The organism is Streptosporangium sp. G11, from assembly GCF_051192615.1.
GTDB lineage: Bacteria > Actinomycetota > Actinomycetes > Streptosporangiales > Streptosporangiaceae > Streptosporangium.
Genome location: NZ_JBPJUQ010000002.1, coordinates 142786 through 166936, shown reverse-complemented (window position 1 = coordinate 166936; position 24151 = coordinate 142786). Strand labels below are relative to the sequence as shown.

General features: G+C 70.8%; 21 protein-coding genes. 11 read left to right on the top strand and 10 right to left on the bottom strand.

Features of this window, described 5'->3' with window-relative positions:
- Window positions 1-63 precede the first annotated feature (63 nt).
- Both ACSDR0_RS02845 and ACSDR0_RS02840 read right to left on the bottom strand, forming a co-directional pair.
- The gene (locus ACSDR0_RS02845; RefSeq protein ID WP_343982491.1) at window positions 64-213 is read right to left on the bottom strand and encodes a hypothetical protein; all 150 of its coding nucleotides are present in this window, start codon (window positions 211-213) and stop codon (window positions 64-66) included.
- A 133-nt stretch (window positions 214-346) separates the two neighbouring features.
- A complete protein-coding gene (locus ACSDR0_RS02840; protein ID WP_435287117.1) occupies window positions 347-5263 on the bottom strand; it encodes an ATP-dependent helicase in 4917 nt (1638 codons plus the stop codon).
- A gap of 280 nt (window positions 5264-5543) precedes the next feature.
- Between ACSDR0_RS02840 and ACSDR0_RS02835 the strand changes: the two genes are divergently transcribed.
- Together ACSDR0_RS02835 and ACSDR0_RS02830 are read left to right on the top strand one after the other, a co-directional pair.
- Window positions 5544-6032, top strand: coding sequence for a VOC family protein (locus ACSDR0_RS02835; protein WP_435287116.1), 489 nt, complete (start codon window positions 5544-5546; stop codon window positions 6030-6032).
- Between the two features lie 149 nt (window positions 6033-6181).
- Window positions 6182-6376 (top strand): DUF3046 domain-containing protein, encoded by a 195-nt coding sequence (locus tag ACSDR0_RS02830; RefSeq protein WP_435287115.1) that lies wholly within the window; start codon window positions 6182-6184, stop codon window positions 6374-6376.
- A 112-nt stretch (window positions 6377-6488) separates the two neighbouring features.
- Here ACSDR0_RS02830 and ACSDR0_RS02825 read toward each other — a convergent pair whose 3' ends face one another.
- Complete coding sequence (locus tag ACSDR0_RS02825) at window positions 6489-6767, bottom strand: hypothetical protein (protein WP_435287114.1); 279 nt, start codon at window positions 6765-6767, stop codon at window positions 6489-6491.
- Between the two features lie 370 nt (window positions 6768-7137).
- Here ACSDR0_RS02825 and recA point away from each other — a divergent pair, with 370 nt between their 5' ends.
- The 3 genes from recA to rny all read left to right on the top strand — a co-directional run bounded on the left by recA (window position 7138) and on the right by rny (window position 11014).
- Complete coding sequence (recA, locus tag ACSDR0_RS02820) at window positions 7138-8274, top strand: recombinase RecA (protein WP_435287113.1); 1137 nt, start codon at window positions 7138-7140, stop codon at window positions 8272-8274.
- A gap of 14 nt (window positions 8275-8288) precedes the next feature.
- Window positions 8289-9110, top strand: a complete 822-nt coding sequence (gene recX, locus ACSDR0_RS02815) for a recombination regulator RecX (RefSeq protein ID WP_435287112.1) — start codon at window positions 8289-8291, stop codon at window positions 9108-9110.
- A gap of 287 nt (window positions 9111-9397) precedes the next feature.
- Window positions 9398-11014, top strand: coding sequence for a ribonuclease Y (gene rny / locus ACSDR0_RS02810; protein ID WP_435287111.1), 1617 nt, complete (start codon window positions 9398-9400; stop codon window positions 11012-11014).
- Window positions 11015-11135: 121 nt separating this feature from the next.
- On the opposite strand, the gene ACSDR0_RS02805 is transcribed toward rny, so the two are convergent.
- The 6 genes from ACSDR0_RS02805 to ACSDR0_RS02780 all read right to left on the bottom strand — a co-directional run bounded on the left by ACSDR0_RS02805 (window position 11136) and on the right by ACSDR0_RS02780 (window position 17536).
- On the bottom strand, window positions 11136-13013 hold the full coding sequence (locus ACSDR0_RS02805; RefSeq protein ID WP_435287110.1) for a prolyl oligopeptidase family serine peptidase: 1878 nt from the start codon (window positions 13011-13013) through the stop codon (window positions 11136-11138).
- Window positions 13014-13500: 487 nt separating this feature from the next.
- A complete protein-coding gene (locus ACSDR0_RS02800; protein ID WP_435287109.1) occupies window positions 13501-14439 on the bottom strand; it encodes an amino acid ABC transporter permease in 939 nt (312 codons plus the stop codon).
- Window positions 14436-15104 carry an amino acid ABC transporter permease gene (locus ACSDR0_RS02795; protein WP_435287108.1) on the bottom strand — a complete coding sequence of 223 codons (669 nt, stop codon included), beginning with the start codon at window positions 15102-15104 and terminating at the stop codon, window positions 14436-14438. The genes ACSDR0_RS02800 and ACSDR0_RS02795 overlap by 4 nt, the downstream gene beginning before the upstream one ends.
- Window positions 15105-15164: 60 nt before the next feature.
- Window positions 15165-15983 carry a glutamate ABC transporter substrate-binding protein gene (locus ACSDR0_RS02790; RefSeq protein WP_435287107.1) on the bottom strand — a complete coding sequence of 273 codons (819 nt, stop codon included), beginning with the start codon at window positions 15981-15983 and terminating at the stop codon, window positions 15165-15167.
- 39 nt (window positions 15984-16022) lie between these two features.
- Window positions 16023-16778 carry an amino acid ABC transporter ATP-binding protein gene (locus tag ACSDR0_RS02785; protein WP_435287106.1) on the bottom strand — a complete coding sequence of 252 codons (756 nt, stop codon included), beginning with the start codon at window positions 16776-16778 and terminating at the stop codon, window positions 16023-16025.
- An 80-nt stretch (window positions 16779-16858) separates the two neighbouring features.
- Window positions 16859-17536, bottom strand: coding sequence for a Uma2 family endonuclease (locus ACSDR0_RS02780; protein ID WP_435287287.1), 678 nt, complete (start codon window positions 17534-17536; stop codon window positions 16859-16861).
- A gap of 172 nt (window positions 17537-17708) precedes the next feature.
- Between ACSDR0_RS02780 and miaB the strand changes: the two genes are divergently transcribed.
- The 4 genes from miaB (at window position 17709) to ACSDR0_RS02760 (ending at window position 21670) form a co-directional block, all read left to right on the top strand.
- A complete protein-coding gene (gene miaB, locus ACSDR0_RS02775) occupies window positions 17709-19202 on the top strand; it encodes a tRNA (N6-isopentenyl adenosine(37)-C2)-methylthiotransferase MiaB (RefSeq protein WP_435287105.1) in 1494 nt (497 codons plus the stop codon).
- 451 nt (window positions 19203-19653) lie between these two features.
- Window positions 19654-20217: a hypothetical protein gene (locus tag ACSDR0_RS02770; protein WP_435287104.1), complete on the top strand. Its 564-nt coding sequence runs from the start codon at window positions 19654-19656 to the stop codon at window positions 20215-20217.
- 179 nt (window positions 20218-20396) lie between these two features.
- Window positions 20397-21065 (top strand): class III extradiol dioxygenase subunit B-like domain-containing protein, encoded by a 669-nt coding sequence (locus tag ACSDR0_RS02765; RefSeq protein WP_435287103.1) that lies wholly within the window; start codon window positions 20397-20399, stop codon window positions 21063-21065.
- A 53-nt stretch (window positions 21066-21118) separates the two neighbouring features.
- Entirely contained in the window at window positions 21119-21670 is a 552-nt protein-coding gene (locus ACSDR0_RS02760) for a methylated-DNA--[protein]-cysteine S-methyltransferase (RefSeq protein ID WP_435287102.1), read from the top strand.
- Between the two features lie 25 nt (window positions 21671-21695).
- On the opposite strand, the gene ACSDR0_RS02755 is transcribed toward ACSDR0_RS02760, so the two are convergent.
- Window positions 21696-21998, bottom strand: coding sequence for an antitoxin (locus ACSDR0_RS02755; RefSeq protein ID WP_435287101.1), 303 nt, complete (start codon window positions 21996-21998; stop codon window positions 21696-21698).
- Between the two features lie 73 nt (window positions 21999-22071).
- Here ACSDR0_RS02755 and miaA point away from each other — a divergent pair, with 73 nt between their 5' ends.
- Window positions 22072-22977, top strand: coding sequence for a tRNA (adenosine(37)-N6)-dimethylallyltransferase MiaA (gene miaA / locus ACSDR0_RS02750; protein ID WP_435287100.1), 906 nt, complete (start codon window positions 22072-22074; stop codon window positions 22975-22977).
- Window positions 22978-23072: 95 nt separating this feature from the next.
- On the top strand, window positions 23073-23879 hold the full coding sequence (gene dapF / locus ACSDR0_RS02745; protein ID WP_435287099.1) for a diaminopimelate epimerase: 807 nt from the start codon (window positions 23073-23075) through the stop codon (window positions 23877-23879).
- Window positions 23880-24151: the final 272 nt, after the last annotated feature.

Below are 24151 nucleotides of genomic sequence, written 5' to 3'. Positions count from 1 at the left end.
GGGCGGGGCGCGGCCGGTGGCCGCACCCCGTCTTCTCGCGTCTGTCCGGCTACGCGCCTGGCATCAGGGGCGGTACGCCCAGCCACCGGGGGCGAAGTCCTCCCAGTGGTAGAAGTCCCAGTAGTAGCCGCCGTTGACCTGCGCGAGCTGGCTCTCGTCCAGCTCGGTGCCGATCTCGGACAGCGCGGACAGCTCCGGCTTGGCCTTTGCCATGGTTGTTTCCCCTTTTTCGATCTAACAACATGGCCAATGTGCCAATCCCCGGTTGCGAACCAGTGGTGGGTGGCTGCAACCCCCGCCGGTCACCCGCCGATGCGGGCGGGACCGGACGACGCGTCACGGCGCTCTAGGCCCGCAGGCGCAGGCCCCTGGGGGTCGGGTGGAACCCGGCGGACTCCAGGGCGGCGCCCAGGGGGGAGTCGTTGATGGCGGTGCCGTCCGCCCGCTCGACGGTCAGCTTGCCCAGAGCGCCGTCGCGCACGGCGAGCGCGAGGGCGTCGACGGCGGGCTGGAGGCGGTCGTCGCCGGAGAAGGACAGCAGGGTCTTGCCGCCGCGCTCGACGTAGAGGGTCAGGTGCCCGTCGACGAGCACGACCAGGGATCCGGCCTTCCTGCCCGGCTTGTGGGACACCTCCCCGGGATGGGCGGGCCACGGCAGGGCCGCCCCGTACGGATTGGCCGGGTCGGCGGCCGCCAGCACCACCGCCCGCCGGGTGTCGTCCTCCGCCCTGTCGGGCTTCCGCGTGCTCCACGGGTCGGGCACCGGTGCCGCGTCAGGGCGTGTGGGCGAGGGAGACGTGGCGCGCATCCGGTCGACGGCACCGGGGAGGGCGAACTGGGCGCCGCCCAGTCCTTCCACGAAGTAACCCCTGCGGCACCGGCCGCTCTCCTCGAAGGCGCGGAGCACCTGGTAGACGGCGGCGAACCCGCCCGGCAGCCGCTCGGCGGTCACCGCGCCCCTGGTCACCACACCGTGCCGCTCCAGCAGCACCTCGGCCTGGGCGTGGGCGCGCTGGGTGGTGTCCTCGGCGAGGGCGGGCAGCGCCCACCAGCGCCCGCCCACCGTGGGCGGGCCGCTCCTGGTCGGCAGCACCGCCCGCCGTCGCCGGGTCGGGGCCGGGCGGTGCGCGGGGCGTCCCGTCCCGAGGACGGCCCGCAGCGGCGCCAGCGTGTCACCGGTGATCCGGCCCGACCACACCAGGTCCCACACGGCGGCGGACAGGGCACGGTCGTCCGGGACGGAACCGGCCAGGAGGGCGCCGACCCGGCCGCCCAGCTCGCGGAAGAAGAGCGCGCCCCCGCCGCCCAGGATCTCCAGCACCGCCTCGTGCACCGGCGTCAGGGTGACGTCGGCGGGGCCGGGCATCAGCAGCGGCGCGGTGTCGGCGAAGTAGAGGGACACCCAGCCGTCACCGCCCGGCAGGGAGCCCTGCCCCGCCCAGATCACCTCGCCGGAGGCCGTCAGCTCGTCCAGGAACGACGGGTCGTATCCGGGCACCCGCGAGGGCAGGATCAGCGTCTCCAGCGCCGACGCGGGCACCGCCGCGCCCTGCAACTGCTCGATCGCGCCCACCAGCGCGTCGATCGGCGGTCTGCCCCGCCGCGGGGAGCCGGCGATGCCGTGCCAGGCGGGCGCGAAGGCGGCCAGGGTCTCCGGGGAGACCGGCTCCACCTCCTTGCGGAGCCTGGCCAGGGACCTGCGGCGCAGCATCCGCAGCACCCCCGCGTCGCACCACTCCTCGCCCCGGCCACCCGGCCTGAACTCCCCGCTCACGACCCGCCCCGAGACGGCCAGGCGGCGCAGCGCGTCGGTGACGACCGCGGTGCCGAGGCCGAACCTGGCCGCGGCGGTGCTCGCGAGGAAGGGGGTGCGCGTACGGGCGTGCCGGGCCAGCAGGTCGCCCAGCGGGTCGTCGACCGGTTCCAGGAACGCGTGCGGCACCCCCACGGGCGGCGGCGCGCCGAGCGCGTCGCGCAGCCGGGCGGCGTCCTCGATCGCCGCCCACCGCTCCTGCCCCGCCACCCGCACCCTGATCGCCCGCCGGGAGCCCTCCAGCGCGGTCAGCCACGCCGGGTCGCCCTCGCGCACGCTGACGTCCTCGGCCACCAGGGGACCGTGGGAGCGGAGCAGGTCGGCCAGGTCCTCGGCGTCGCGCAGCGGCCGGTCCAGCCGGGCCAGCTCCCGCTCGGTGTCGGTGATCACGTCGAGGTCGAGCAGCTCGCGCAGATCCGCCTGGCCCAGCAGCTCGGCCAGCAGGCTCGTGTCGAGCGCGAGCGCCTGGGCGCGGCGCTCGGCCAGCGGGGCGTCCCCCTCGTACATGAACGCGCCGATGTAGTTGAACAGCAGCGACGCCGCGAACGGCGACGCCTTGTCGGTCTCGACCTCCACCAGCCGGACGCGCCGCGCCTCGATGTCGCGCATCAGCCGCACCAGCCCCGGCACGTCGAACACGTCCTGAAGGCACTCGCGCATCGTCTCCAGCACCACGGGGAACGACCCGTAGCGGCCCGCCACGCTCAGCAGGTGCGAGGCGCGCTGCCGCTGCTGCCAGAGCGGCGACCGCCTGCCCGGCACGCGGCGCGGCAGCAGCAGGGACCGCCCCGCGCACTCGCGAAACCGCGCCGCGAACAGCGCCGAGCCGCCCAGCTCCTCGGTGACGATCCGCTCGATCTCGTCCGCGTCGAAGATCGCGACATCGGACGGGGGGTCGGAGAGCGTGTCGGGGATGCGCAGCACGATCCCGTCGTCGGAGTGCACGGCCTGCACGTCGACGCCGTAGCGCTCCCGCAGCCGCCGCCCGATCGCCAGCGCCCACGGCGCGTGCACCCGCGCCCCGTACGGGGAGTGCACCACCACCCGCCAGTCGCCCAACTCGTCGTGGAACCGCTCGACCAGCAACGTCCTGTCGTCCGGCACGTAGCCGGTCGCCTGCCGCTGCTCCGCCAGGTAGGAGAGCAGGTTGGCCGCGGCGAACTCGTCCAGCCCCGCCGCCCTGATCCTCTCCAGGGCCCCTTCGCGCGCCGCGTTCCCCGCTCCCTCGGCCTCCGCTCCCGCCCGTCTGTTTCCCGCTCCCGCGCCTCCCTCTCGCGCGTTTCCCGCCCCTTCGCCTCCCGCCCCCGCGCTTCCCGCCCTCGTTTTCCCCGTTCCCGTTCCCGTCCCCGTGTTCCGGATGCCGCCGCCCCGCGCCTCGGCGTCCGCGCCCGCCGCCGACATCTCGCGAAGGAACGCGCCGATGGCCCTTCCCAGCTCCGCCGGTCGCCCGGCGGTGTCACCGTGCCAGAACGGGAGCTTTCCCGGCTGGCCGGGTGCGGGCGTGACCAGCACCCGATCGGCCGTGATCTCCTCGATCCGCCAGGAGGTCGCGCCCAGCACGAACACGTCCCCGGCCCGCGACTCGTAGACCATCTCCTCGTCCAGCTCGCCCACCCGGGAGGACTTCTCCCCGACCAGGAACACGCCGAACAACCCCCGGTCGGGGATCGTGCCGCCGTTGGTGACCGCCAGCCGCTGGGCTCCGGGGCGCCCTCGCAGGGTGCCGGTCACCCGGTCCCAGACGATGCGCGGCCGCAGCTCGGCGAACTCCTCGCTCGGGTAGCGCCCGGCGAGCATGTCGAGTGTCGCCTCCAGCGCGCTCCTGGGCAGCGTCCGGTAGGGGGCGGCGCGCCGCACGACCCCCTCCAGCTCGTCGACCGTCCACTCGTCCAGCGCGGTCATCGCCACGATCTGCTGGGCGAGCACGTCGAGAGGGTTGCGCGGATAGCGCAGGTCCTCGATCTCCCCGCTCCTCATCCGCTCGGCCACCACGGCCGTCTGGACCAGGTCCCCGCGGTATTTGGGGAAGATCACGCCACGTGAGACGGCCCCCACCTGGTGCCCGGCCCGGCCGATCCGCTGCAGGCCGCTCGCCACGCTCGGCGGCGCCCCGACGCAGGCCACCAGGTCGACCGCGCCCATGTCGATGCCGAGCTCCAGACTGGAGGTCGCGACCACGGCGGGCAGTCGCCCCGACTTGAGCGCCTCCTCGATCTGGGAGCGCTCCTCCTTCGACACCGAACCGTGGTGTGCCCTCACGATCTCCGGGACGACCCCCTTGGCCGCGCCGGCCTGCGCCATCATCGCCGCCGGGGTGGACAGGGAGGCCGGGGGCCTGGGAAACCCCTCGGCCCAGTGCACAGGCTCCGCCTCGGCGCCCTCCCCGGCCGGCTCCTCGCCGTCATCCCGCCGCTCCCACGCCAGCTCGTTGAGGCGGGTGCACAGCCTCTCGGCCAGCCGCCGGGAGTTGGCGAACACGATCGTGGAGCTGTGGCTCCCGATCAGCTCGAACAGCCGCTCCTCCACGTGCGGCCAGATCGACCGCCTGGCCGGGGTCTCGGTCAGCCAGCGGTCGTCGTCGGGGTCGGGCGGGGCGGGAGGCGTGTCGAGCTCGGTCATGTCCTCGATCGGGACGACCACCTCGATCTCGATCTCCTTGTCGGAGGGCGGCTGGACCACGGTCGCCGGGCGTGGCCCGCCCAGGAAGGCGGCCACTTCGCTCACCGGTCGCACGGTCGCCGACAGGCCGATCCGCTGGGCGGGCCGGGGCAGGAGGGAGTCGAGCCGCTCCAGGCTGAGGGCCAGGTGCGCGCCGCGCTTGGTGGCCGCCACCGCGTGCACCTCGTCGACGATGACCGTCTCCACGCCGCGCAACGCCTCGCGGGCCTGGCTGGTGAGCAGCAGGAACAGCGACTCGGGGGTGGTGATCAGGATGTCGGACGGCCTGGTCGCGAACCGGCGCCGCTCCTCGGGGGAGGTGTCGCCCGACCGGATCGCCACCGAGATCTCCGGCACCGGCAGACCCAGCCGTCGCGCGGTCTGCCCCAGCCCGGCCAGCGGCGCCCGGAGGTTGCGCTCGACGTCGACCGCCAGGGCCTTGAGGGGCGACACGTACAGGACCCGGCACCGCCTCACCGGCTCGTCGTCCTTCCGCGAACGCCCTCGCCCGCCCCGGCCGCCCGTGTCACCCGCGGGGCCCGCACCGGAGGCCCCGGCGGCAGGTGGGGAGCCGGGGGCGGAGGCGGCGAGCCGGTCGAGCGACCACAGGAAGGCGGCCAGCGTCTTGCCGGAGCCGGTGGGCGCGACCACCAGGGTGTTGTCACCCCGGGCGATCGCCTCCCACGCCCCCTCCTGCGCGGCGGTCGGCGCGGCGAACGCCCCGGTGAACCAGTCTTTGGTCATCCGGGTGAAGTGATCGAGCGCTCCGCCCGAGCCCGTCGTCTCGCCCATCGTCGCCCCCTAGCTCCCGGTTCGGCCGACCAACCGGGTCACCGCCCATACTGCACGGCCCCACCGACAGAACCCCTCCGCCGCCCGCCGGACGGGAGCGGACGACTCGTGCGTCACCTGCGGATACATGATCCAATGTTCTCGCGGCCGGACCCCGGAAGGCCGCGCCACAGGGGTTTCCGAGGCTTCGCCACCATGACATGACGTCCGGGATAGGTTGGCCCCCTGTCGTCACGGACATGGCTTTGACGAACACGACGCATTGAGTGGTGAGCTAACGGTGAGCATCGACCATCAGGCCATCGAGGCGACACGCGAGCGGATCAAGGCGAAGCACCTCAGGGCGCACCGCCCGCCGAGCAGCGCGAGGGGGCTGCATCACTTCGCACTGATCTCCTCCGACGTCGAGACGACGATCGCGTTCTACCAGGAGCTCCTGGAGTTCCCGCTCACGGAGATCTTCGAGAACCGTGACTACCGAGGGTCGAACCACTTCTTCTTCGACATCGGCAACGGCAACCTCCTCGCCTTCTTCGACTTCCCCGGCCTGGACCTCGGCCCCTACAGGGAGGTCCTCGGCGGGCTCCACCACGTCGCCATCTCCGTCGACCCCTCCACCTGGGAGCGACTGCGGGGCAAGCTGGAGGCGGCGGGCGTGCCGCACCAGGTCGAGAGCGGCGCGTCCATTTACTTCGCCGACCCCGACGGGGCCCGCCTGGAACTGCTCGCCGACCCCCTCGGCGAGATGTACGGCTCCCGCGTGCTCTGACGGCCCCGTACCTCCTCCCCGGCCGTCCGCGCCCTCGTCCGTCTTCCGTCCCCGTTCCCCTCGGGCCGGGGCCGGGACGCGGGCGGCTCGCGGCCCTGCGGCGTGCCGGGACGGGCCACGGCACGCCGGAGTGGACCCATACTGGGGGCATGCGCCTGTCGGACTTCTGGATGCGGATGAAGACGCACTTCGGCGACCCGTACGCCGAGTCGTGGGCCCGCGACTACGTCATCGCCGATCTCGGCGGCCGGACCGTGATCCAGGCGCTGGCCGAGGGTGTTGGGGCCAAGGAGGTCTGGCGCGCCGTGTGCGGGGTGACCGACGTCGCGCCCAGGCTCCGCTGAGGGCCGGGAAGCCTGAGGAACCCGAGGAACAGGTGAGAGCCCGCAGGCCCGGGAAGGCCGGCGGGCTCTCCGAGAGGTGAGCGAGGACCGGGGCCGGGGAGGGTCCGGCCGGTCAGGACGGCTCGGGGAGCGGGGCGAGGATCTTCTCCACCGAGTCGGCCGCGTGCGCGGGATCGTCGGCGCTCTCCTCGCCGTCCGGTGACCACAGGAACAGCCAGCCGTCCCTGACCGGGGTGGCGAAGACGATGGTCTGGCGGTGACTGTCCGGATGCCACACCCACAGCACCGGGGTGGCGCCCCCGAGGGTGCGGCTCACCAGTCCTCGTTGTCGCAGTTCGGCGGCCAGGGAATCGAGATGGGCTAGGCGTTGCTGCGTGAACGCGTTGGGCACGTCGGGCACCTCGGGTCGTTTCCCCTCAGGATCACCCCAGGTCAGCCCGGTTACAACAGGTCCAAGACAATTCTCGGAAATGTCGCCTCCCGGATGGGGTCCGCACTCCCGGGGCCGTGACCCGCCGTCCGTGTCCGTCCGCATCCGTTCGTTCGCATCCGTCCGTGCGGAGCCGTGCCGGGTCGTGCGCGGGGGAGCTTCGCGGCGGTTCGCGACTCCCGTAACGTGTGGGTGCCAACGGGCGGCGATCGAACAGTCGTTCGGCTATATTGAACAGGCCGTCACTCCTGGCGTGCCCTCCCGAAATTGTCGGCGGCACCCCGTAGCTTTCTGGCAACCGATCCAACCCGCGACCCTTCAGGGGGCTCCCATGGCAGCTAACGACCGCGAGAAGGCGCTTGAGACCGCACTCGCTCAGATCGAGCGGCAGTTCGGCAAGGGCTCCGTCATGCGTCTGGGCGATGAGGTCCGTGCGCCCATCGAAGTGATCCCGACCGGCTCCATCGCGCTCGACGTGGCCCTCGGCATCGGCGGCTTCCCCCGCGGCCGCGTCGTCGAGGTCTACGGTCCCGAGTCCTCGGGCAAGACCACGGTCGCCCTGCACGCGGTGGCCAACGCCCAGCGCGGCGGCGGCATCGCCGCGTTCATCGACGCCGAGCACGCGCTCGACCCGGAGTACGCCCAGAAGCTGGGCGTCGACACCGACGCGCTGCTCGTCTCCCAGCCCGACACCGGGGAGCAGGCGCTGGAGATCGCCGACATGCTGATCCGGTCCGGCGCCGTCGACCTGCTGGTCATCGACTCGGTCGCGGCCCTGGTGCCCAAGGCCGAGATCGAGGGCGAGATGGGCGACAGCCACGTCGGTCTCCAGGCCCGCCTGATGTCCCAGGCGCTGCGCAAGATCGCCGGCGCGCTCAACAACACCGGCACCACCGCGATCTTCATCAACCAGCTTCGCGAGAAGATCGGCGTCATGTTCGGCTCGCCCGAGACCACGACCGGTGGAAAGGCGCTGAAGTTCTACGCCTCGGTCCGCCTCGACATCCGCCGCATCGAGACGCTGAAGGACGGCACCGACGCCGTCGGCAACCGCACCCGGGTGAAGGTCGTCAAGAACAAGATGGCCCCGCCCTTCCGCGTGGCCGACTTCGACATCCTCTACGGCGTCGGCATCTCCCGCGAGGGTGGCCTGATCGACATGGGCGTCGAGCACGGCTTCGTCCGCAAGTCCGGTGCCTGGTACACCTACGAGGGTGACCAGCTCGGCCAGGGCAAGGAGAACGCGCGAAACTTCCTCAAGAGCCACCCGGACATGGCGAACGAGATCGAGAAGAAGATCAAGGAGAAGCTCGGCGTCGGCCCGCGCGTCGACAACCCGGCCGCCTCGTCTCCCGCCCCCGCGGCTTCGGCCCCGGCCGCCGCGGCAGGTCGCGCGTCCACCGCGGCTCCCGTCGCGGCCGGTCGCGGTTCCAAGGCCGCCGCCGCTCCCAAGCCGGGTGACGCCTGAAATCGGGTTGATCGATGACGACGGGACCTGACTCCGGTCCGGCCGGCGAGGCCGGGCCGAGAGATTGGGGTGCCTGGCCCGACGAGCCCCGGGCGGGCTCACCGGGCAGGCGCGACCACGGTCCGTCCGCCTCGGAGGGAGGGTTTCGCGAGGAGACCGCGAACCCCGCGGGTGACGCGCCGCGAGGCCGGAAGAAGCGTGCCTCCCGGCGTGGCGGACGGCGGTCCGGGGGTGCCTCCTTCGGCTTCCCTCCCGATGGATCCGATGGATCCGATGGATCCGACGGGCAGGCCGAGGGACCTCCGGAGGGCCGGAGGGCCGGAGCCGACCCGCAGGCGGTGGCGCGAGGCATCTGCCTGCGGCTGCTGACCATGGCGCCGCGCACCCGGGCCCAGCTCGCGGAGGCGCTGCGCAAGCGCGAGGTGCCCCAGGAGGCGGCGGACGCCGTGCTGGAGCGCTTCTCCGAGGTCGGGCTCATCGACGACGAGGCGTTCGCCGCGGCATGGGTGAGCTCGCGCCACGCCGGGCGGGGTCTCGCCAGAAAGGCCCTCGCCTCGGAGCTCCGCCACCGAGGGGTGGACGAGGAGACCGTGAAGGAAGCGGTGGATCAGCTCGACCCCGAGGAGGAGGCGGAGACCGCCCGTCGCCTTGTGCGGCGCAAGCTCTCCTCCACCCGGAGCCTGGAGCCCGCGGTCAGGACCCGCAGGCTGGCGGGCATGCTCGCCCGGAAGGGATACGGTCCGGGCCTGGTGTTTCGCGTGATTCGCGAGGTGCTGGAGGAGGAGGGGGCGGAGACATCGCCGTTCCCGGAGGAGCAGGGCTATCCGCTCGACTAGCTCAAAGCGGCTTGACAGCGGGTCTTTGCTTGCTCGTTACCTCTCTGACGCTTAATCTCAACGGCAGTGAGGAGTTACTCCGCGCAGCGCGGATTGTCATAGCGGTGTAATACGGACAAGCAGGCTTGGCGGATGAGAATGGGACGGCGGACCGGCGGGAACAGCCGGTAGGTGATCCCCCTCTGGGTTCACTTCTGTCCCGGCGGCGCCGCCTCTTGAGCTTTCCGTGCCGTGCGTGTGACCCCTCGTGTGCCTGATATTTGCGACGCGAGGAAGGTGAGGCGCGCATGGATCCGGTCGTGGTCGTCATGTTGGTAGTGGCGGTTGTGGCTCTCGCCGTGATGACAGCCGTGCTGGTCGTGTTGCTGCGTCGCATCGGTGGAGCCGCTGCCGTGCCCAAGGGCCCCACCCCCGAGCAGGAGGCCGAGGCCCAGGCCCACCTGGAGGAGGCCAGGCGCGAGGCCGCCGACATCCGGGCGAAGGCTCAGAACGACGCCGGAGAGCTCCTGCGCAAGTCGGAGACGGCGGTCGAGGCGGCGGCCGAGATGCGCAAGGAGGTCGAGGCCGAGGGCAAGATCTTGAAGTACGAGCTCAAGGAGCTCCGGTCCGACCTCGAACGCAGGGAGAACCGGCTGGCCGAGCGGGAGCAGCGCCTCGACGAGGAGGCCAGGCGCCAGTCCGACCGGGCCCGCAAGCTCGCCGAGACGGAGACCGAGCTGGCCGACCGCCGCGAGGATCTCGAACGGGTCGCCGCGGAGCGCAAGACCATCCTGGAACGGGTGTCCGGGCTCACCAGCGACCAGGCCAGGGCCGAGCTGGTCCGGGAGATCGAGAACCAGGCCAAGCGCGAGGCCGCGCTGATCATCAGGGAGATCGAGGGCGAGGCGCGCAAGGAGGGCGAGAAGCGCGCCACCAAGATCGTCACATTGGCGGTCCAGCGGGTGGCCACCGAGCAGACCGCCGAGTCCGTGGTGAGTGTCCTGCACCTGCCGGGTGACGAGATGAAGGGGCGCATCATCGGCCGTGAGGGCCGCAACATCCGCGCCTTCGAGTCGACCACCGGCGTCAACCTGATCATCGACGACACTCCGGAAGCCGTGTTGCTGTCGTGCTTCGACCCGGTCCGCCGCGAGACCGCGCGGCTGACCCTGGAGAAACTCGTCCTCGACGGCCGCATCCACCCGCAGCGCATCGAGGAGGCCCACGAGCGCAGCAAGGCCGAGGTCCAGGAGCTGTGCGTGCGCGCGGGCGAGGACGCCCTAGTGGAGCTCGGCATCACCGACATGCACCCCGAGCTGGTCACCCTCCTCGGCCAGCTCCGTTACCGCACCTCCTACGGCCAGAACGTGCTCGGTCACCTCATCGAGTCCGCCCACATCGCGGGCATCATGGCGGCCGAGCTGCGGCTCGACACGACGCTGCTCAAGCGCTGCACGCTCCTGCACGACATCGGCAAGGCCCTCACCCACGAGGTCGAGGGCAGCCACGCGCTCATCGGCGCCGAGATCGCCAGACGATACGGCGAGCACGAGGACGTCGTCCACGCCATCGAGGCCCATCACAACGAGGTCGAGGTCAAGACCGTCGAGGCCGTCCTCACCCAGGCCGCCGACGCGATCAGCGGCAGCCGTCCCGGGGCCCGCCGCGAGTCGCTGGAGGCCTACGTCAAGCGGCTGGAGCGCCTTGAGGAGATCGCCACCTCCTACGAGGGCGTCGAGAAGGTCTTCGCCATGCAGGCGGGGCGGGAGATCAGGGTCATGGTGAAGCCCGACGCGGTCGACGACATCCAGGCCCAGGTGATCGCTCGCGATGTGGCCAAGCAGGTCGAGGAGGAGCTCACCTACCCCGGCCAGATCCGCATCACGGTCGTCCGAGAATCCCGGGCCACCGAGTTCGCCCGCTGAACCGGGTGAATCCGGGAGCCGGGTGAGCCCGCCGATCGCCTGACGCGCTGGTCCGTCCGGCCGGCCCACCCGGCCCCTGGCTCAGAAGGCCGGCCTCTCGTTCAGGCGCCCCGCTCCTCGCTCAGGAGTGGAAGATCTGCTGGTAGAAGGCGAGCTCGGTGGCCAGGGCCGCGCTGCGGGTCTCGGCGCGGCGGAAGCCGTGCGCCTCGCCCTCGAACGTGAGGTAGGTGCAGGGAACGCCGCGTTCGGCGAGGGCGTCGACGAAGGCCTGCGACTGCGCGGGGGGAACCACCGGGTCGGACAGGCCCTGCAGGAGCAGCATGGGGCAGCTCACCCCCGCCACCCGGCCGACGGGCTCTCGCGAGGCGTACAGGGCGGGATCCTCCGGGCCGATCAGCCACTCGACGTAGCGCGACTCGAAGTCGTGGGTGGTCGCGCTGAAGTTGGCGAGCCCGCTCACGCCGTAGTAGGAGACGCCCCCGGCGAACGCGTCGGACGCGCAGCAGGCCGCCATGACCGTCCAGCCACCCGCGCTGCCGCCCCGGATGGCGATCCGCGCCGGGTCACCGAGCCCTTCCGCCGCCAGCCACTCGGCCGCGGCGATCGAGTCCTCGACGTCGACCACGCCCCACTGGCCGCGCAGCCGCTCGCGGTAGACGCGGCCGTAGCCGGTGGAGCCGCCGTAGTTGAGGTCGAGCACGCCGATGCCCCTGCTGGTGAAGAACGTCTTCTCCAGGTCGAGCGCGCCGACGCTGTGCCCGGTCGGCCCGCCGTGCACGAACAGGACGTACGGCGCGGGGCCCTCGCCACGCGTCACGGGGTTGGACGGGGGGTAGAGGAACGCGTGCACCTCGCGCCCGAACCGGGTCTGGAACTCCACGGGCCTGGCAAGGGGCAGATAGCCGGGGTCGGGCAGCTCGTTGACGTCCCGGCGGAGCTCCTCCACCCGCTCGGTCACGGTGTCGACCCGGACGATCGACCGGGGCAGCGCCGGACCGTACCCGATCCCGACCAGGGCGCGCCCGTCGGTGGCCAGCACCGCGTCCCAGCCCTCGTAGGGCACGTCCAGGTCGCTCAGCACGCCACTGCCGGGGTCGAAGACCCCCAGCCGCAGGTCGCCCCGCCCGTGCAGGACCGCGAGGCTCCCGTCGTCCATCAGCGCGTACGGCACGGCGCCGAGCTGCCACAGCGGACCCGCGAACTCCTGCTCCGCCGGGTAGAGCGCCCTTGGTGAGGTGCCGTACAACCCGACGAGATAGAGGTTCCACCAGCCGGACCAGTCGGAGATCAGGTAAAGGTGCTGCTCGTCACGCCATTGCGGGGCCAGCACCGACTCGGAGGGGCCGCCCTTGACCTTCCAGGAGGTGCCGTCGGCCAGCCGGGAGACCCACAGCTCGGTGCCGTTCCACGGCATCCGGGGGTGGTCCCAGCAGATGAAGGCCAGGTGCTCGCCGTCGGGGGAGATGGCGGGGGAGGCGTAGAAGTCGTGCCCGCCGGCCCGCTCGCGCGGCTCACCCTCGCCCGACAGCGGGATGGACACGATCGACCGGCTCACCCGGCCGCCGTCGTGGCGCTCCCTGACGCACCAGACCTGCCCGTCGTGGAGGACCAGGTCCGCGTAGCGCAGGGCCGCCAGCTCCCCGGGCTCCGGGGTGAGCGGCCGGGGCTCGCCGCCGGTGGGCAGCAGGTAGAGGCGCTGGTCGACGAAGTTCGTGAACACCACGCCCTCGCCGGGCACCACCGCGTATGACCGTCCGCCGTACTCGTGGACCCTGGTCCTGGCGCTCCACGGCGCGCTCAGCAGCTCGCGCTGGGCGCCGTCGGCGCTCCGGTGCACGATGGTGGTCCGCCCGCCTTCGGCGGGACGGTCTTCGGTCCACCAGACCTCCTCGCCGAGCACCGTTGGGAATCCGAGGCGCAGCCCGGAACGGGCGACGTCGGAGGTGGAGACCGGCGACGGCCAGGTGGCGTACGGCAGGACGACCTGCTCGGGGGACATGGCGCAATCCTGCCCGATAACCCGCCGCGTGTCGCCGCTATCACGCTCGCGTCACCCGAGATATGCCGCGGGTGAACCGTGCGAGCCGTGAGATCGGGGGGAATGATGAGATCAGGGCGGTTGGCCCGGTCTCTGCCATAAGCCGGCCTGCGGATGTTTTCACCGTGCGAAGGGCCACGGCCTGCCTCGGAACGCCCGACCGGCGGGTCCCCGGCTTCGTTTCCGTCCGCATGGAACGGTGGCCGGTTTCGTTTCCATCCACGTGGAACGGTCACGGGGTTCGTTTCCGCCCGGACGGAACGGTCGTTTCGTTTCCATCCACGTGAAACGGTCACAGGGTTCGTTTCCGCCCGGATGGAACGGTCGCCGGGGCCGTCCTCGTTCTCCGGTCCGCCTCCGCGGCCTTCGGGCGGGATCGCCCGTCACGCGAAAGGGCGGCCACCGGCTCCGGTGACCGCCCTTTCGCGTGACGTGCTTCTACGGCCTTCTACGGCGCGGGGGTTCCGAGGCCGCCCTCGACCGCGGTCGGCGAATCGGGCCGGGCGATCGGCTTGGCCGCGGTCTTCCTGCTGCGACGGCTCCGCTTCTCCAGCCAGGTGGCGACGGCGCCCACCATCACGTTGATGATGATGTAGATGATCGCGATGACGATCACAGCGGGGATGATGTTGTTGAAGTTGGAGGGCAGCACGCGTGCTCCCGCGTTCAGCAGGTCCTCGAACGACACGATGAAGCCCAGGGCGGTGTCCTTCAGGAGCACCACCAGCTGCGCGACGATCGCCGGCATCATGACCGTCACCGCCTGCGGCAGCAGGATCATCCGCATCACCTGGCCCGGACGCAGGCCGACCGCCAGCGCGGCCTCGCTCTGCCCCCGGGGGATGGACAGGATGCCCGCCCGTACGATCTCCGCCAGCACCGAGCCGTTGTACAGGACCAGGCCGATCACCACCGCCCAGAACGGCGTCACGGTGAGCCCGAAGACCGCGCTCCCGCCGAACATCACCGCGAAGATCATGATCAGCAGCGGGATCGCCCGGAAGAACTCGACGACCGCGCCCGCGGAGCGCCGGATCCAGGCGTTCGACGAGAGCCGGCCGATGCCGAAGACGAACCCGAACGGCACCGCGATCACGGCGGCGACCGCGGCCGCGCTGAGCGTGTTCAGCAGGCCGGGCAGGATCAGGTTGATCCACACGTCGCCGCGCAGGAACGGCGTCCACAACTCGGCGCTGAGCTGGTTCTTCTCGCCGAGCTTGGTCACCATCACGTACACCGCGAACAGCACGGCCAGGACGACCAGCACGGTGAGCACGTTGTTGCGTATCCGGGCCCTGGGGCCGGGAATGTCGTACAGGACGCTGACGCTTTCTGAGCTCTCGGCGCGCTTGCGCGCCGGGGGCCGCTCGGTGGTCACCGCGGTCATCGGACCACCGCCAGGCGCTTGGCGAGCCAGCCGAACAGCAGTCCGGTCGGCAGGGTCAGGATCAGGAAGCCCAGCGCGAACCCGGCGAAGATCTGTATGACCGCGTCGCCGTGCGCCTCGAACAGCGTCTTCATGGTCAGGGACGCCTCACCCACCCCGATGGCCGCGGCGATCGTGGTGTTCTTGATCAACGCGATCAGGATGCTGCCCAGCGGGGCGATCACCGCGCGGAACGCCTGGGGCAGCACGATCAGCCTCAGGTTCTGGCCGAACGTGAGCCCGATGGCGCGGGCCGCCTCCGCCTGGCCGACCGGAACCGTGTTGATCCCGGCCCTGATCGCCTCGCAGACGAACGCCGCCGTGTAGGCGGACAGGCCGATGATGGAGAGCCACAGGTAGTTGGTGGACAGGCTCTCGGAGAACGAGACGTCCAGGACCAGGCCGAGGCCCAGCCCGCAGAAAACGATCACCAGGGTCAGCGGGGTGTTCCGCAGGACGTTCACGTACGTCGTGCCGATTCCGCGCAGGATCGGCAGCGGGCTGACCCGCATGCCCGCGAGGATCGTCCCGAGCACGAGCGCCACCACCCCGCTGGCGAGGGCGAGCCGTATCGTCAACCAGAAAGCGTCCCGAATCATCGGGAACTCATCGAAGAGTGCCTGCACTCATCCCTCCAGTGGTCACAGGCCGGGGCATCCGTACGCCCCGGCCGAGGTTGTGACCGGTCAGTAGCGCTCGACAGTCGGCGGGGTGGTGAAGAACTTCCCGAACTCGCCGAAGTTGGCGTCGATGGCCTTCTTCCAGCTGCCGTCCTTGAACATCTTCTCGACGGCCGCGTTGACCTTCTCGCGGGTCTCCTTGTCCTCCAGCTTCAGGCCGATGCCGTACTTCTCCTCGGAGAAGGGCTTGCCGACGAGGCGGAACTTGCCGGGGGACTGGGTGGCGAAGCCGGCCAGGATCGTCGCGTCCGTGGAGATCGCGTCAACCTGCTTGTTCTCCAGCAGCGGCAGGCAGGCGCCGTAGCCCTGCTGCTCGGTGAGGAACCCGCTCTTCCACTCGTCGCCGAACTTCTCGACCAGACGGGCGGGGGAGGAGGAGCCCTGGGCGCCACAGACCTTCTTGGTCTTGAGGTCCTCGACGCTGTTGATCGTGGTGTCGTCCGCCCGGGTCAGGATGTCCTGGCCGGTGACCAGGTACGGGCCGGCGAAAGAGACCTTCTTCTTGCGGTCGTCGGTGATCGAGTAAGTCGCGATCACGCTGTTGACCTGGCCCTGCTGGATGAAAGATTCGCGGTTGGCCGAGATGGCCTCCTTGAACTCAATCTTGTCGTCCGCGTAGCCGAGCTCCTTGGCGACATACCTGGCCACGTCGACGTCGAACCCCTTGAAGGAGCCGTCAGGCTGCTTCTGCCCGAGACCGGGCTGGTCGACCTTGATGCCCACGACGAACTTGTCGCTTCCGCTGCCGCTGTCACCGCACGCGGTCAGACCGGCCATCGCCGCCGCGGCTGCGATGACCACGGCTCCAATACGACGTACACGCATTCTTGCTACCTCGTCTTTCATCAGGGATGAGCAGAGCCGTCAGTGAGTGAGGATCTTGGAGAGAAAATCCTTGGCCCGGTCGGTCCGGGCGTTGGTGAAGAACTCCTCGGGGGTGTTCTCCTCCACGATCTGGCCCTCCGCCATGAACACCACGCGGTTCGCCGCGCGGCGGGCGAAGCCCATCTCGTGGGTGACGACCATCATCGTCATGCCCTCCTGGGCGAGGCCGATCATGACATCAAGCACCTCCTGGACCATCTCCGGGTCCAGTGCCGAGGTCGGCTCGTCGAACAGGATCATCTTGGGATCCATGGCCAGGGCGCGGGCGATCGCCACGCGCTGCTGCTGGCCTCCCGAGAGCTGTGCGGGATACTTCGACGCCTGGGCGCCGATGCCGACCCGCTCCAGCAACTCCATGCCCCGCCGCTCCGCGGCCTCCCTCGCGATGCCGCGAACCTTGATCGGCCCAAGGGTGACGTTCTCGAGGATCGTCTTGTGGGCGAACAGGTTGAAGGACTGGAACACCATGCCGACCTCGGACCTGAGCTTGGCCAGGGTCTTGCCCTCCACCGCGAGCGGCTGCCCGTCGAAGGTGATGGTCCCCTCGTCGATCGCCTCCAGCCGGTTGACCGTCCGGCAAAGGGTCGACTTGCCGCCTCCCGACGGGCCGATGACGACGAGGACCTCGCCGCGGGAGATCGTCAGATTGATGTCCCGAAGGACGTGCAGGCTGCCGAAGTGCTTGTTGACGCCTTCAAGCACGACCAGAGGAGTCTTGTCCCCGTTCTCCGTCATGGTGGACAACGTAATTCTGTAAAGGGCACCTGGGGCTAACCCTGCGGTACCGATCAGATCACGGCCTGCTCACGCCTCGATCATCGGACCCTGCCCAGCGTAGCCGGGTCGAGGGTGAGTTTGAAGGGTTCAGTCAGTTCCACGGTCGTCCCGGCGGCGACGCGGTGGATGAGCTGGTACTCGCCGTTCTCGTCGAGTGCGTATGTGAAGATCACTGGAAGCTCGTCGGACCCCTGTCCTCGGAACGACTTCATCTCGATACGCCAGAAGTGAGAAATGCCTGCCTCTGCGTATTTTGCGTGCTTGATGGTCCGATCCGTGGCCGTGGTGGACCTGGAGACTATCTCCACCACCAGGTGGACCCACTCGGGTTGCGCGACCTCCGCGCCCTCTTCGAAAGGCGCCGCATCCACCACCATCAAGTCGGGAATGACGCCGGGCTTGCGATCCAGGAGAAGGCCTGTCGCGGTGACGGGGATCAAATCCTCTGGCGTCACCGTCTCCAGATAGGTCTGGAGACGGTCTCCGATGCGCTGGTGTCTGAAAGGTGGAGCGGGGGACACGATGAGGCTCCCGTCGATGAGCTCGTAGCGACCGCCGTCATCTCGCGAGTTGAGCTCGGACCATTCGTCGAGGCTGAGTTCGCCGGGGGTCTCCCAGATCGCCGTTTTCGGCGCCGCCTTCTTGCGGGGCTTCTTGGGGGGCTTCTGGGCGGGCTTCTTGGCCTTCACCGGGGCCTCCGAGGTCTGCACGAGCATCGCCACCGTGGCTCACCACTCTCAGCTGTCGGTCGAGTCCTAATTCTCGCATGCGGCTTTGGAACCCCAGCTTAGCGAAGTGGTTGACGTTGAGTGACCGATCGATTACTCGAGGTTCGGTGGGACGAGGGCGTACCTGAAGGTTCGGCGGAGCGCCTACCCTTGTCTTGAGATGACTGTCACCGTGGAGAGCGCCCGCACGTACGAGGTCCGTACCTATGGGTGCCAGATGAACGTGCACGACTCCGAGCGCCTGTCGGGCCTTCTGGAAGGCGCCGGATACGTCCCGGCCACCCAGGGGGAGACGGCCGACGTGGTCGTGTTCAACACCTGTGCCGTACGGGAGAACGCCGACAACAAGCTCTACGGCAACCTCGGCCGCCTGCGCCCCTCGAAGGTGGGCAACCCCGGCATGCAGATCGCCGTGGGCGGCTGCCTGGCGCAGAAGGACCAGGGGGAGATCGTCCGCAGGGCGCCCTGGGTGGACGTGGTGTTCGGCACCCACAACATCGGCTCGCTGCCGGTGCTGCTGGAGCGGGCGCGCGTCCAGCAGGAGGCCCAGGTCGAGATCAAGGAATCCCTGGAGACCTTCCCGAGCACGCTGCCGACCAAGCGCGAGTCCGCCTACGCCGCCTGGGTGTCGGTCTCCGTGGGATGCAACAACACCTGCACGTTCTGCATCGTGCCCGCCCTGCGCGGCAAGGAGAAGGACCGCCGTCCCGGCGACGTCCTCAACGAGGTGCGCACCCTGGTCGACCAGGGCGTGCTGGAGATCACTCTCCTCGGGCAGAACGTCAACACGTACGGCGTGGAGTTCGGCGACCGGCTGGCCTTCGGCAAGCTGCTGCGGGCCTGCGGCGACATCGAGGGGCTGGAGCGAGTCCGCTTCACCAGCCCGCACCCTGCGGCGTTCACCGACGACGTCATCGCGGCCATGGCCGAGACGCCCAACGTGATGCACCAGCTCCACATGCCGCTGCAGTCGGGCTCCGACCGGATCCTCAAGGCCATGCGCCGCTCCTACCGGGCCGAGCGCTACCTGGGCATCATCGAGCGGGTCCGCGCGGCCATGCCCGACGCGGCGATCTCCACCGACATCATCGTGGGCTTCCCCGGCGAGACCGAGGAGGACTTCCAGGGCACCCTCGACGTGGTGCGCGAGTCGCGGTTCGCCAACGCCTTCACGTTCCAGTACTCCATCAGGCCGGGCACGCCCGCCGCCACCATGGACCACCAGGTTCCCAAGGAGGTCGTGCAGGAGCGCTACGAGCGGCTCGTCGCCCTGCAGACCGAGATCTCCTGGGCGGAGAACAAGGAGCAGGTCGGCCGGACGCTCGACGTGCTGGTCGCCGAGGGCGAGGGCCGCAAGGACGAGGCGACCCGCCGCATGTCGGGACGGGCCCCCGACAACCGCCTGGTGCACTTCACCCCCGGCGCCGAGGTCCCGCGCCCGGGCGACGTGGTGAGCGCCGAGGTCACGTACGCGGCGCCGCACCACCTGGTCGCCGACGGTCCCGCCCTCGAACTCCGCCGCACCCGCGCGGGTGACGCCTGGGAGGCACGCCAGGGCGCCCCGGCCGGAGCCGGCCCCGGGGTCATGCTCGGCATGCCCTCGATCGGCCGCCCCGCCCCGCTCCCCGAGGCCTCGGGCTGCTCCGTCTCCTGAGGTCCCGCCGGCCCGGGTGACCCCGGAGGCGCCCTCGAGGCCCCTTCCGGGCAGAGGCTCCCTTCCGGGCGGGATCTCCCGGAACGCGAGGCCTTTCGGAGCGTGAGGTATCCCGGGACGCGGGGTCCCGGGAACGCGGTGTTCCCGGGGCGCTCTCTCCCGAGGTTTCCCCCCGGACGAGATCATCCGGGACCTTTTCCGAAAACGCTCCTCCGCGCGGCGCGGGCTCATGATCGAATCGCCGGAATCCCTGATGGCGGCGGCGATTCCGGCGACATCACCGTCCCTGCCAGGGCGTACGCGCACGGCGGCGGCACCGGTCCCCTAACAGATGATATTTCGTGATTCGCCTGTGATTGATGTGCGAGCTTTTCCCTGCTGTGGCTACTGTGGTTTCGCACCCTCGGAAGCCGTGGAGGTTTCCCCCCGAGAACCGCAGGGAGTTTTCCCCATGCACGTCCCTCCATCCCCGGGCAATCCCGGAGAACCAGAGATCCTCACCGGTCCCGCCGATGAGCCCGAGAAGTCCCGCAGGTCCCGCAAGCCCCAAAGGAGAAGCGGCCTGGCCATAGCCGTCTTCTCCGTCCTCGCCGCAGCCCTTCTGGGCGGAGGCGCCGTCTTCGCCTTCGTGAACGCCGGAGGCGACGACCCCCGGGTTCCGCCGGCGCAGGACAGCGCCCAGGAGGCGTCCCAGGAGCCCGAGCCGGACCAGAGCCCGGCGCAGGCCAAGAAGCAGAAGCCCGAGAAGGGGCCGGACGCGGCCTCCGGCGCCGATGACACGTCCACCGGAGGCGGTGACTCCGGTTCCGACCCCGGTTCCGGCACGGGCTCCGGCACCGGCGGAGCGGACGAGAGCGAGCCGGGAGCCGAGTCGGCCGCGGGAAGGCCCTCGGAGGACAAGCCGGCGAAGCAGCAGCAGAGCAGCCCGCAAAAGCCGCAGGACACCCAGCAGGGCTATCTGAACGACGGCCCTCCCGGCTACGTGCATCCCCAGGGACCCATCGGCGGTTACTGACCCAAGACCGGAAAGCCGGACAGGATCGGCACGTCGGGGCACGGTGAGAGGATCGCCGTGCCCCGTCGTGTTTCTGGATCCAGGACGGCCACCCTCAGGGTGTTTCCGGACCCCGGACGGCCACCCCCGCCGCGAGACGGCGGGGCGGTTGCCGGGGAGGGCTCCGTTAGTCTGGCGAGGTGCTTGTCGCCGCGGCCGTGTGCCCGCATCCCCCGCTGCTGGTCCCCGAGCTGGCCGGGACCGCGGCCTCGGAGCTCGACGACCTCAGGACGGCCTGCGCGGCCGCGATCGGGGCGTTGCGCGACGCCGGAGCCGACGAGATCGCGGTGGTGGGAGGCGCCGCCCGGACCGCGACGTACGGCGCCGACGCCGCCGGGAGCCTCGCGCCCTGGGGCGTCGACTTCCGGAGCGGCGAGGGGGAGCCCGTCCTGCCACTGTCCCTGACGGTCGGCCGCTGGCTCCTCGGCAGGGAGCACCTGACCGCCTCGGGATTCCACGCGATCTCCTTCGGCGCGACTTCCGAGGAGTGCGCGGCCCTGGGCGAGCGGCTGGCGGCCTCGGCCGGTCGCGTGGCGATGCTCGTCATGGCCGACGGCTCGGCCTGCCTCACCGAGAAGTCCCCCGGCTACCTGGACCCTCGCGCGAAACCGTACAACGGGATGATCGTCGAGGCGCTCGCCCGCGCCGAGGTCCCGGCGCTCGACCCCGGCGAGGCCGCCGAGCTGTGGGTCGCGGGCCGCGCGGCCCTGCAGGTCCTCGGCGGGTGCGGAAGCGCCCTGCGCGGCGAGATCCTCTACGACGACGAGCCCTACGGCGTCGGCTACTTCGCCGCCCGCTGGACGGAGTGACCCCGGCCGGGAGTGGCTACGGTGGTGGGTGAGGACGGTGCGGGGGACGACGGATGAGCGAAGAGGACACGAGGCCGATGGCGGGGACCGTGGCGTTCGGAAGCGTTCCGACGCGGCTGGGGGACATGGTCGTCGCCGTGACCGAGGACGGCGTGGTGAGCACGGGCTGGGGCGACCCGGCCCGGTTCAAGGCCCGCCTGCTCGAACGGCTGGGGCTGGAGGAGGCGGACGATCCCGGCGTGACGGCGGCCGTGCTCGGCGAGCTGGACGACTACTACGCGGGCACACTGAAGGTCTTCGGGGTGCCGGTGGACTGGCGGCTGACCTCTCCGGTGCAGCGCAGGGTGCTCGGCACGCTCTACGAGACGGTTCCGTACGGCAAGGCGGTGACCTACGGGGAGCTGGCGGCCCGCAGCGGGACGGGTGTTCCGGCGCGGGCCATCGGGTCGATCATGGGAGCCAACCCGATTCCCGTCATCGTGCCGTGCCACCGGGTGGTCGCGGGAAACGGGCTCGGCGGGTTCAGCGGTGGCGACGGCGTGGAGTCGAAGCGCTGGCTGCTGACCCTGGAGGGCTACCTGCAGCCGATGCTCGACTGGGACTGACCGAGACCGGGATCGACCCGACCGATCACCCGGGTCCGTAGGGCGGCGGTGTGGTGCCGGGCTGGCCGGGACCGGGTGTGGTGTCGTCCCGCCCGGAAGGTGTGGCGCGGCCGGGTGCCGGTGTCGTGCCCGGCGGTGTGGCGTCCGGCTCGTTGATCTTGTCGGCCATCTCCCTGGCCTTTTGCGCGGCGGTGTCGATGTGGCGGGCGTGCTTTCCGCCGAGCTTCCTCCTGGCGAGCTCCTCCGCCTTGTCGATGCCCTGTTTGGCGAGTTGTTCGGTCTTGGCGCCGCCGCCCAGCATGTGCTTGACCTTGTCGAGGATCGACATGGTGAATCCCCCAATTCCGATGCGAGGACGCATCGCCTCTCATCCATACCCAGGGAGTTGGCAGACTTACCCCGTGCCTCAGCTACCCGTTATCGCCGTCGTCGGCCCGACCGCGGCCGGAAAGTCCGATCTGGCCGTGGATCTCGCCCTTGAACTGGGGGGCGAGGTGATCAACACCGACTCCATGCAGCTTTACCAAGGAATGGACATCGGTACGGCGAAACTCTCCGTGGGAGAGCGCAGAGGGGTGCCCCACCACCTGCTGGACATCTGGGACGTGACCAGGGCCGCCAGCGTGGCCGAGTACCAGTCGCTGGTCCGGCCGATCATCGACGACCTCCGCGCCAAGGAGATCGTGCCGATCCTGGTGGGCGGGTCCGGCCTGTACGTGCGGGCCGCCCTGGACGATCTGGAGTTTCCCGGCACCGACCCGGAGGTCCGCGCCCGCCTGGAGGCCGAACTCGACCTGCGCGGCCCCGGCCCGCTGTACGAGCGGCTTCGCGAGCGCGACCCGAAGGCCGTCGAGACCATCCTGCCGGGCAACGGGCGCAGGATCGTCCGCGCCCTGGAGGTCATCGAGATCTCCGGGCGGCCGTTCTCGGCCACGATGCCCTCCTACGACGCCGTCTACGACAGCGTCCAACTGGGGGTGGAGGTGCCCAGGGAGGTGCTGGACGCCCGGGTCGAGGCGCGGGTCGAACACATGTGGCGGGCCGGACTGGTGGACGAGGTCAGGGAGCTGGCCGCGCGCGGGCTCGCCGGAGGCCGTACGGCCAGCCGCGCCCTCGGGTACGCGCAGGTGCTGCGCTTCCTCGCAGGTGAGTGCACCGAGGAGGAGGCGAAGCAGGAGACGATACGGGCGACGCGCAGGTTCGTCCGCCGCCAGGAGTCGTGGTTCCGCCGCGATCCCCGCGTGATCTGGCTCCCCCAGCGGGAACCGGACCTCCTGGGCCGCGCGCTCGCCGCGATTCGCGGCTGACCGCTCCCCGGGTCGGCGACCGGCCGGGGCGGGAGCGGACGTGTGCGACCGGCCGGGACGGAGGAGGCGGACACGTACCTGGATAGAGTTGGGACATGCGATTCGCAAAGGGACACGGCACCGAAAACGACTTCGTCATCCTCCCCGACCCGGACGGTGAGCTGGAGTTGTCCGCGATGCTCGTGGCGGCGATGTGCGACCGGCGCGCGGGGATCGGCGCGGACGGTGTGCTGCGCGTGACGCGGACGAAGCTCAGCCCGGAGGTGTCCGCCCAGGCGGGCGAGGCCGAGTGGTTCATGGACTACCGCAACGCCGACGGCGGCATCGCCGAGATGTGCGGCAACGGGCTGCGGGTCTTCGCCCGCTACCTGGTCGACGCGGGCCTCGCCGCGCCGGGGGAGTTCGGCGTCGCGACCAGGGGGGGCGTCAAGCGGGTGCGGCTGGCGGAGACGGGTGACGTGACCGTCGACATGGGCCCGCCGCGGGTGCTGGGGGCGAGCCGCACGACCGTCGCGGGCCACGAGTACGAGGGTCTCCACATCGACATGGGAAATCCCCACCTGGCCTGCGTCATCGGCGACCCGGTGGCCCAGCTCGACCTGAGCCACCAGCCCGCGTTCGACCCCGAGGTGTTCCCCGCCGGGGTCAACATCGAGCTGCTCAATCCGGTGGGCCCGCGCCGGGTCGTCATGCGGGTCTTCGAGCGCGGCTCGGGCGAGACGAGGTCCTGCGGCACCGGCGCGGTCGCCTCGGCCGTGGCGGCCGCGCGGCTGGCCGGTGAGACCAGCGGCACCTGGGCGGTGGAGGTGCTCGGAGGCACGGTCACCGTCACCCTTGACGAGCACACCAGTTACCTGGCGGGTCCCGCCGTCCTGGTCGCGTCCGGCGAGATCACACTCTGAGCGGCACGCGAGACCCCCGGCACCCCCGGCCGCGTCCGGCGAGGCCACGGTCTTAGCGGTGTGCGAAATTCCGGCCGTGTTCTGGGCGGTGTGCGGAACTCCGGGCGCGTTGGGGGACCACGCTCCGAGCCGTGTGCGGAATCTCGGCCCCCCGCTCCTTCACCGCCCGCGCGGTGTCGCGTGGACGCGCCGTGTCCGACGAGGTCAGGCTCCGGGGCGTACGGGTGAATCTTCCGTGACCCTCGCGGCACCGCCGCGGGTCTCGCGGCCGG